Consider the following 9264-nt stretch of genomic DNA (forward strand, 5'->3'; position numbering starts at 1 on the left):
ACGATGACCGACGCGCAGGAGAACGAGCACGGAGGGCCGTCCGTTCCGCAGACCCGCACCGCACGCCACCGCAGGATCGTCGACATCCTCAACCGGCAGCCGGTGCGCTCGCAGAGCCAGCTCGCCAAGCTCCTGGCGGACGACGGGCTGAGCGTCACACAGGCGACGCTCTCCCGCGACCTCGACGAGCTGGGCGCGGTGAAGATCCGCAACACCGGCGGCGAGCTGATCTACGCGGTCCCCAGCGAGGGCGGCTTCCGCACCCCGCAGGCCCCGCTCGGCGAGTCAGCCAAGGAGGAGCGCATGCGGCGCCTCTCCGGCGAACTGCTGATCTCCGCCGAGGCCTCCGCGAACCTGGTGGTCCTGCGGACCCCGCCGGGCGCCGCCCAGTTCCTCGCGTCGGCCATCGACCAGGCCGAACTGCACGCCATCCTCGGCACGATCGCGGGCGACGACACCCTCCTGCTGATCAGCCGCGACCCGGTGGGCGGTCAGGCACTGGCCGACCACCTCCTGAAGCTGGCCCAGAAGTAGCCCCCGGCCTCAGTGGCCCGTGATCGCCGTCGGACCGCCCCGCGTTCCGACGGCGACGCGCGGCCGGCGGGCCGGATCGGCCCGGCCGGTAACCGCCCACACCGCGTCCGCCGGCACGGAGACGCAACCGGCCGTCGCCCCGCGCCCGTTCAGGTGCGGGCGCGGACCCGGCCCGCACCCGCCGCCCGCCGTGAGGACCCGTACGGGTCTACCCGGCCGTGCCGGTGGGCACCGGCAGCGGCGGGAGCGGCAGCGGCAGGGCGGGCAGCCCGTCCAGGCTGCTCGCGATGTGCTCCTTGCCCTCGCAGTACGTGGCGAACTCCTCGTCCGTCTTCCGGTTGAAGTACTCGGCGTGCAGCGTCCGGTCCTCCCGGTACTCCATCAGCGGGACGGCGAACCCGCAGGAGTCGCTGATCCGCCGCGCCCGCACCAGGACGATCGCCCGGGCGCTGCCCTGCCCCTCCACGGCCTCGGCCGGGAACCGCGCGAACAGTTCGCTCCAGCGCGGGTCGTCACGGAGCACCACCTCCCCGGTCCCGTGCACCCGGACCACCGTCGGCGGCCCCGAGAACGCGGTCCACATCAGGGTGATCCGCCCGTTGCCGGGCTCCCGCAGGTGCGCCAGCGTCTCGGCGGTGCTGCCGCCGAAGTCCACGTAGGCGAGGGTCAGTTCGTCGAGCACCACGAGGGTGCCGTGCCGCCCCTTGGGGGAGAGGTTGACGTGCCCGTCACCGGCCAGGGGAGCGGTCGCGGTGAAGAAGACCGGCTGCCGCTCGATGAAGGTGCGCAGGCGTCCGTCGATACGTTCGTATGTCTTTCCCATGTCCCACATTCTGCTCAGCGCCCCTACCCGGAGCGATGCCTTGGCGACTCCCTTGCGAAAGAAGGCGCTCATGCCCCCGCCCGGCGCGCCCGGGCGCGCAGCTTCGGGTCCGGGTCGTCGGCGAGCACCCGGGCCGCCTCCCGGAACGCGGCGCCACCGGTCTCGGCGAGCAGCCGCAGCGCGCCCTTCCGCACGTGCGGGACGGGACCGGCGGTCGCGCGCCGGAGGAGCGCGTCGGCCGGAAGCCGGTCGGCCCACGGCAGCAGAGCCGTCACGGTCTCCCGCACGACCCGCGCCGAACCGTCGTCCAGCAGGGGTACGAGGGGGTCGACCCGTACGGCGTCGAGCCGGCGCAGTCCCGCCACGGCGCTCGCCCGTACGCGGGGCCGCTCGTGTCCCGTGAGCGCCCACAGGGCCGGGACGTCCACGGCCCGGTCGCCGCACTCGGCGAGCCCGAGCGGCGCGTCGTCGGGCACCCCGTCCCCGGTGGCGCAGGCCGCCCGGTAGAGCGGCAGCGGTTCCGTGCCCGTCTGCCGCAGCACCCAGCGGGCGCAGGCGCGCACCGACGCCGAGCGGTCGTACAGGAAGGGCCCGGCCTCGGCGGCCCGCCCGGCCCGGCGCAGTCCCGTGACCCCGGCGGCCCGCACCCGGCCCTGCCGGGAGCGCAGGAGCGGGGCGAGGAGGGCCCCGTCGGCCGCGTCTCGGACCGTCGCGAGCACCGCGTTCGCGCAGAGGTCCTGGACGACCGCGTCGGGGTCGGCGGCGGCGGTCTCCGCGAGCCGGTCGGGGGTGAGGAGCCCGCGCTCGACGCCGATCCGGTGGGCCAGTCGCCGGACCCCGCGGTCGCCGCTCCCGAGCAGCGCGGCGACCCGGCTTTCGGGCCCCTCCCGCAGGGTCCCGGTCAGCAGCGTCCGCGCGGCGTCCCCGCGGAGGCGTCCGCCGGTCAGCAGGGCGACCGCCAGGAGGCCGCCGAACGCCTCGGGCGGCAGTCCCGGCAGCTCCGCGCGCAGCACGGACCGCGCCCGCTCCCGTACGGGCCCGGCCCAGTCGGCGCACCGGACGACGACCAGGGGCAGGAGCTCGGGGAGACCGCGCGCGAAGGAGAGGGCGGCCTCCCGCGCCCGCCCGTCCGGACCGCACAGGGCGACGGCCGTCTCGACGGCGGTGGGCCGCCGGTCCGGGTCGCCGGGGAACCAGGTGCGGACGGGCGGGACGGAGCGGCCCCACCGCAGCTCGGCCCGGACGTTCTCGTCGAAGTCGCTCCACGCGCCCGCGTCGGCCCCCGTCAGGGCGCGGGCGAGGTCGTCGAAAGCGCTGGTCGGCATGGGCGGAGCCTAGGTCCGCGAGGCCGGGGGCGCCGCCGAATATCGGGCCGGTGGCGCACCCGCCGCCGCGCGTTGACAAAACATACGGAGGATTGCATAGTTATGCCATCGTCTTCTCCTGTCCCACCGCGAGGCCCGGGTCCGGGAAGGCGGCGGTACACCCACCCTCCCGAGGAGCAGCAGCTGTGAGCAGCAACAACGGTGACGTACGGCTCTGGGGCGGACGGTTCGCCGACGGTCCCGCCGAGGCCCTGGCGAAGCTGTCCGCGTCGGTCCACTTCGACTGGCGCCTCGCCCCGTACGACATCGCCGGTTCCCGCGCCCACGCGCGCGTGCTGCACACCGCCGGCCTGCTCACCCAGGACGAACTGACCCGGATGCTGGCCGGGCTCGACCGGCTGGAGGCGGACGTCGCCGACGGCTCCTTCGTCGGCACGATCGCCGACGAGGACGTCCACACCGCCCTGGAGCGGGGCCTCCTGGAGCGCCTCGGCCCGGACCTCGGCGGCAAGCTGCGCGCCGGCCGGTCCCGGAACGACCAGGTCGCCACCCTCTTCCGGATGTACCTGCGCGACCACGCCCGGATCATCGGCGGTCTGCTCGCCGACCTCCAGGACGCCCTCGTCGGCCTCGCCGAGGCGCACGCGGACGTCGCCATGCCCGGCCGCACGCACCTCCAGCACGCCCAGCCGGTGCTCTTCGCCCACCACGTCCTGGCCCACGTCCAGTCCCTCTCCCGGGACGCCGAGCGGCTGCGCCAGTGGGACACCCGGACGGCGGTCTCCCCGTACGGCTCCGGCGCCCTCGCCGGCTCCTCCCTCGGCCTCGACCCGGAGGCGGTCGCGAAGGACCTCGGCTTCGAGCGGGGCAGCGCGGGCAACTCGATCGACGGCACGGCCTCCCGCGACTTCGTCGCCGAGTTCGCCTTCATCACCGCGATGATCGGGGTGAACCTCTCCCGGATCGCGGAGGAGGTCATCATCTGGAACACGAAGGAGTTCTCCTTCGTGACCCTGCACGACGCCTTCTCCACCGGCTCGTCGATCATGCCGCAGAAGAAGAACCCCGACATCGCCGAGCTCGCCCGGGGCAAGTCCGGCCGCCTCATCGGCAACCTCTCCGGCCTGATGGCCACCCTCAAGGCGCTCCCGCTCGCCTACAACCGGGACCTCCAGGAGGACAAGGAGCCGGTCTTCGACTCCTGTGACCAGCTGGAGCTCCTGCTGCCCGCCTTCACCGGCATGATGGCCACGCTCACCGTCCACCGGGAGCGGATGGAGGCCCTCGCCCCGGCCGGCTTCTCGCTGGCCACGGACATCGCGGAGTGGCTGGTCAGGCAGGGCGTGCCGTTCCGGGTGGCGCACGAGGTGGCCGGCGAGTGCGTGAAGGTCGCCGAGTCCGAGGACAAGGAGCTGGACGAGCTGACGGACGAGCAGTTCGCCAAGATCTCCGAGCACCTCACCCCCGAGGTCCGCACGGTCCTCGACGTCCCCGGCGCCCTCGCCTCCCGCAACGGCCGCGGCGGCACCGCCCCCTCCGCCGTCGCCGTCCAGCTCGTCGAGGTCAAGGCAGACCTGGTGATCCAGCACGCCTGGGCCACCGCGAAGCAGTAGGACCCCAGAGGATCACAGCGCCGCCGCCCACTCCGCGAGCGCGTCGAAGTCCGGCCGGATCAGCCCGATCCGCTCGTCGACGCGCAGGAGCAGGGCGGCGGCGAGGTGGTTCCGCTCCACGTACTCGTGGTCGTAGGACGTGATGTCGTCGTCGATCCAGGCGAACGGCCGCCCTGCCGCGTACTCCAAGACGTACTGCGTCTTCCAGAAGGTCCCGCGAGGGGCCTTTCCGTGCATCTGCGGCCAGTCGACGAACGGCAGCTCGGGCAGCCCCAGCGGAGGCCCTATCCACTCGTTGGCCTCGTCCTTCCAGGTCGTCGCCCACACCAGCTCGTACGCCTCCGCGAGCGCGAGCAGCTCGCCTCCGTGGTCCGGATTGAGCCACACCCGCAGCGGCTTCGCCCCCGTCCAGCCCGTGGGGCGCATCCGATGGGTCTCGTACCCCTCCGGGCGCCGCTCGGGCTGGGCCGCGTACGGGTTCAAAGGTCCGTCCACGTCGATGAGCAGCAGTGGTTTCGTCATGTTCACAGCATTCCGTTCCCGCCTCGGCGAGGCGTCGATTTATTGAATGAGACATTGATGTCTCATTCGGTGTACGCTCGTCTCATGTCAGTCGACCGCACCCAGGTGCTCCGCGCCGCCGCCGCCCTGCTCACCCGCAAGGCGACCGCCACCATGGACGAGGTCGCCCGGGCCGCCGGGATCGGCCGGGCGACGCTGCACCGGCACTTCGCCGGGCGCGACGCCCTGGTGCGGGCGCTCGAAGGGCTCGGGCTCCAGGAGCTGGAGGCGGCCCTCGACGCCGCCCGGATCGACGAGGGGCCCGAGGACGAGGCCGTACGCCGGCTCGTCGCCGCGGTCGAACCCGTCGGTCCCCTGCTCTCGTTCCTCGTCACCGAGAACCAGCTCTTCGAGGGCGACCAGCAGAACGAGGGCTGGGCCCGCATCGACGCCCGGGTCTCCGCGCTCTTCCGGCGCGGACAGGAGAACGGCGTCTTCCGGATCGACCTGACCCCCGCCTGGCTCACCGAGGCCTTCTACGGGCTCGTCGGTTCCGGTGCCTGGGCCGTGCAGGACGGCCGGGTCGCCGCCAAGGACTTCCAGTACATGATCGTCGAGCTGCTGCTCGGCGGAGCGCGCAGGAGCGTGGAGAAGTGACCACCAGCACCTTCAGGAACACCGACCCCACCGAGGGCGTGCGCCGCCCCGGCCGCTGGCTCGCCCTCTCCGTCCTCGTCCTGGCCGTCCTGCTCGTGGCGGTCGACGCCACGGTGCTCGGCCTCGCCACCCCCTTCCTCTCCGAGGACCTCGAACCCACCGGCACCCAGCTGCTCTGGATCGGCGACGTCTACTCCTTCGTCATCGCCGGACTCCTGGTCTCCATGGGCAGCCTCGGCGACCGCATCGGCCGCAAGAAGCTGCTGCTGATCGGCGCCACCGCCTTCGGCGCCGTCTCCGTGCTCAACGCCTACGCGACCAGCCCCGAGACGATGATCGTCGCCCGCGCGCTCCTCGGCGTCGCCGGCGCGACCCTGATGCCGTCCACCCTGGCCCTCATCCGCAACCTCTTCCACGACCCGCGCGAGCGCAGCCTCGCCATCGGCATCTGGGGCGCCATGGCCTCGGCCGGCGCGGCCGTCGGACCGGTCGTCGGCGGCTTCCTCCTGGAGCACTTCTGGTGGGGCTCGGTCTTCCTCATCAACCTGCCCGTCATGGCCGTCCTCGTCCTCGTCGGCGTCAAGCTGATCCCCGAGTCGAAGAACCCGAACCCGGGCCCCTGGGACCTGCCCAGCGTCGCCCTCTCCCTCGTCGGCATGATCGGCGTCGTCTACGCGGTCAAGGAACTGGCCTCGCACGGCCCCTCCCTCGACGCGGGCCTCGCCGCCCTCGCCGGCGCCGGCGCGCTCACCTGGTTCGTCCGCAGGCAGCTCACCCTGCCCGCGCCCCTCCTCGACATGCGCCTCTTCCGCCACCGCGGCTTCTCCGGCGCCGTCCTCGCGGACCTGCTGACCATCCTCGGCCTCTCCGGCCTGGTGTTCTTCCTGTCCCAGTTCTTCCAGCTGGTCCAGGGCCGCCAGCCCCTGGAGGCCGGACTCGCCGAGCTGCCCGCCGCGATCGGCGCGGTCACCGCCGGCCTGGTCGCGGGCGTCGCGGCCCGCCGCTTCTCCGTGCGGTCCGTGGTGACCGCCGGCCTCGCGGCGGTCGGCCTCTCCCTCGCCGTCCTGACCACCCTCGACCAGCACACCGGCTACCCGCTGCTCGGCGCCGCCCTGCTCGTCGTCGGCGTCGGCGCGGGCTTCGCCTTCACCGTCACCGCCGACGTCATCCTCTCCAGCGTCCCCAAGGAGCAGGCCGGCTCCGCGTCCGCCGTCTCCGAGACCGCGTACGAACTGGGCGCCGCGCTCGGCATCGCCGTCCTCGGCTCCATCGTGACCGGGGTCTACCGGGGCTTCACCGTCCCGGCCGGCGTCCCCTCGGACGTCGCGTCGGCCGCCCACGAGTCCCTGGGCGGCGCCGTCGAGGTCTCCGCGTCCCTCGCCCCGCAGACGGCGGCGGCCCTCGTGTCGGCCGGCCAGGAGGCCTTCGTCGACGGCCTGCGGATCGCGGCCGGCGTCGGCGCGGCGGTCCTCCTCGCGACGGCGGTCGCGGCCTGGTTCCTGCTCAAGGGCCAGAAGCTGGCCGACGGCATCGAACACTGACGCGCGGCCCCGCGGCCGGGCCCGCCCCGCTCATGGAAACGCCCCCGTACGGCAAGGACCGTACGGGGGCGCTTCCGTGAGCGTAAGAAGAAGACCTACGCGGCCTTCGCCTTGGTGGCGTACATGTCCACGTACTCCTGCCCGGAGAGCCGCATCACCTCGGCCATCACCGAGTCCGTCACCGCCCGCAGGACGTAGCGGTCGCGGTCCATCCCCTCGTACCGCGAGAACTCCATCGCCTCGCCGAAGCGGACCGTCACCCGGCCCGGACGCGGGAAGCCCGCCCCGCCCGGCTGGATCTTGTCGGTGCCGATCATCGCGAACGGCACCACCGGCGCGCCCGTCATCAGGGTCAGCCGCGCGATGCCCGTACGGCCCCGGTACAGCCTGCCGTCGGGGGAGCGGGTGCCCTCCGGGTAGATCGAGAAGACCTTGCCCTCCTCCAGGACCCGGCGGCCCGTCATCAGCGCCGCCACACCGCCCCGGCCGCCGTCCCGGTCCACCGGGATCATGCCGACGCTGGTGAAGAACCAGGCCATCGCCCGGCCCTTGAGGCCCTTGCCCGTCACGTACTCGTCCTTGCCGATGAAGTAGACCGGACGGTCCAGGCAGATCGGCATGATCATCGAGTCGATGAAGGTCAGGTGGTTCCCCGCGAGGATCACGGGACCCGTCCCCGGAATGTTCTCGGCGCCCTCCACGCGGGGGCGGAACATCAGGCGCATGACCGGCCCGAGCACTGCCTTGATGATCGCGAGACGGGACAACGGTTCCTCCGGTGGGAAGCGGGTCGGGCGAAGGCGGCAGCACCGACGGTGCACCCGGCGACGATACTCGCGGGTCACCACCGCGCGCACATCGGGTTCACCGAGTGGATACGCAGTGTTGACGTGTGTTTCCGCCATGTTCTGCGCAGGTCTGCCGCCCGTAGGGGCTTCGTGCCTAGCGTCGGGGGCACCGCCGCCAGGTGCGGGACATCACACCACGGTCCACTCAGGAGGATCCCTTATGACCCAGGGCGAACGCCGGACCCCGGCACGACGGACGGTTCTCGGCGTGGCGGGCGCCACCGTCCTCGGCGCCTCCGCGGCCCTCACCGCCGGCACCGCGCAGGCCGCCGACGGGGCCCCGGAGACCGCGCCGGCCGCCGGGGCGAGCGGCGCGCACGGCCGGGGCCGCGGCTACCGCTCCCTGCCCGTCCCCACCGTCATCGGCCACCGCGGCGCGAGCGGCTACCGCCCCGAACACACCCTGGGCTCGTACCAGCTGGCCCTCGACCTCGGCGCCCACGTGATCGAGCAGGACCTCGTCCCCACCCTGGACGGGCACCTGGTCTGCCGCCACGAGAACGACATCACCGGCACCACCGACGTCGCCGACCACCCCGAGTTCGCGTCCCGGAGGACCACCAAGACGGTCGACGGCACCGCGCTCACCGGCTGGTTCACCGAGGACTTCACGCTCGCCGAGCTCAAGACCCTGCGCGCCGAGGAGCGCATCCCCGGCAACCGCCAGGAGAACACCCTCTACGACGGGCGCTGGACGGTCCCCACCTTCGAGGAGGTGCTGCGCTGGGCCGACGAGGAGGGCCGCCGCCGGGGCCGCGAGGTCTGGCTGTACGTCGAGACCAAGCACCCCAGCTACTTCCGCTCCCTCGGCCTCGGCCTGGAGGAGCGGCTCGCGAAGCTGCTGCGCCGGTACGGACGCCACCGCGCGCACTCCCCGGTCATCCTCCAGTCCTTCGAGCCGAGCAGCATCCAGCGCCTGGCGAAGCTGGTCGACGCCCCCGGCGTGGTCCTGCTCTCCGGCGCGGGCAGCCGCCCCTGGGACTTCACCGAGGCCGGGGACCCGCGCACGGTCGCGGACCTGATCACCCCCCAGGGCCTGCGGTGGATCTCCTCGTACGCCAAGGGCATCGGCCCCACGCTCGACCTGGTCGTCCCCCGGGACGCGGGCGGCCGGCTCGGCACCCCGACCACCCTGGTCCGCGACGCGCACGCGGCCGGGCTCGTCCTCCACCCGTACACGCACCGCAACGAGAACGCCTTCCTGCCCGCGGAGTTCCGCCGGGGCACCGACCCGAACGCCTACGGGGACTCCTTCGGCGCCCTGAAGAAGTACCTGGAGACGGGCATCGACGGCATCTTCTCCGACAACCCGGACACCGCCCTGCTCGCCGCCGCGGACCTCACCGCCCGCCGCTGACGCCCCCCGCGGGCCCGGACCCCCGGGCCCCCACGACCCCCACCCCGGTGGGTTACGCCCCCTAC

General features: G+C 73.4%; 9 protein-coding genes. 5 read left to right on the forward strand and 4 right to left on the reverse strand.

The window, feature by feature from the left end; translation table 11 throughout:
- The first annotated feature begins 3 nt into the window (after positions 1–3).
- Positions 4–534 (forward strand): arginine repressor, encoded by a 531-nt coding sequence (locus ACWGSR_RS26325; protein WP_030214728.1) that lies wholly within the window; start codon positions 4–6, stop codon positions 532–534.
- 208 nt (positions 535–742) lie between these two features.
- Here the strand turns inward: ACWGSR_RS26325 and ACWGSR_RS26330 are convergent, their stop codons facing one another.
- Both ACWGSR_RS26330 and ACWGSR_RS26335 read right to left on the reverse strand, forming a co-directional pair.
- On the reverse strand, positions 743–1357 hold the full coding sequence (locus ACWGSR_RS26330; protein WP_376238841.1) for a pyridoxamine 5'-phosphate oxidase family protein: 615 nt from the start codon (positions 1355–1357) through the stop codon (positions 743–745).
- A gap of 68 nt (positions 1358–1425) precedes the next feature.
- Positions 1426–2682, reverse strand: coding sequence for a hypothetical protein (locus ACWGSR_RS26335; RefSeq protein WP_453569540.1), 1257 nt, complete (start codon positions 2680–2682; stop codon positions 1426–1428).
- 185 nt (positions 2683–2867) lie between these two features.
- On the opposite strand from ACWGSR_RS26335, the gene argH reads away from it, so the two are divergent.
- Positions 2868–4295: an argininosuccinate lyase gene (gene argH, locus ACWGSR_RS26340; protein WP_376238835.1), complete on the forward strand. Its 1428-nt coding sequence runs from the start codon at positions 2868–2870 to the stop codon at positions 4293–4295.
- A 12-nt stretch (positions 4296–4307) separates the two neighbouring features.
- Here the strand turns inward: argH and ACWGSR_RS26345 are convergent, their stop codons facing one another.
- Positions 4308–4817: an HAD domain-containing protein gene (locus ACWGSR_RS26345; protein WP_453569543.1), complete on the reverse strand. Its 510-nt coding sequence runs from the start codon at positions 4815–4817 to the stop codon at positions 4308–4310.
- 84 nt (positions 4818–4901) lie between these two features.
- Here ACWGSR_RS26345 and ACWGSR_RS26350 point away from each other — a divergent pair, with 84 nt between their 5' ends.
- Together ACWGSR_RS26350 and ACWGSR_RS26355 are read left to right on the forward strand one after the other, a co-directional pair.
- The gene (locus ACWGSR_RS26350; RefSeq protein ID WP_366377561.1) at positions 4902–5453 is read left to right on the forward strand and encodes a TetR/AcrR family transcriptional regulator; all 552 of its coding nucleotides are present in this window, start codon (positions 4902–4904) and stop codon (positions 5451–5453) included.
- Positions 5450–6994 (forward strand): MFS transporter, encoded by a 1545-nt coding sequence (locus tag ACWGSR_RS26355; protein ID WP_453569547.1) that lies wholly within the window; start codon positions 5450–5452, stop codon positions 6992–6994. The genes ACWGSR_RS26350 and ACWGSR_RS26355 overlap by 4 nt, the downstream gene beginning before the upstream one ends.
- A gap of 95 nt (positions 6995–7089) precedes the next feature.
- On the opposite strand, the gene ACWGSR_RS26360 is transcribed toward ACWGSR_RS26355, so the two are convergent.
- On the reverse strand, positions 7090–7761 hold the full coding sequence (locus ACWGSR_RS26360) for a lysophospholipid acyltransferase family protein (protein WP_062758594.1): 672 nt from the start codon (positions 7759–7761) through the stop codon (positions 7090–7092).
- Between the two features lie 241 nt (positions 7762–8002).
- Here ACWGSR_RS26360 and ACWGSR_RS26365 point away from each other — a divergent pair, with 241 nt between their 5' ends.
- Positions 8003–9199, forward strand: a complete 1197-nt coding sequence (locus ACWGSR_RS26365) for a glycerophosphodiester phosphodiesterase (protein WP_453569551.1) — start codon at positions 8003–8005, stop codon at positions 9197–9199.
- Positions 9200–9264: the final 65 nt, after the last annotated feature.

The organism is Streptomyces sp. NPDC055632 (assembly GCF_053618675.1).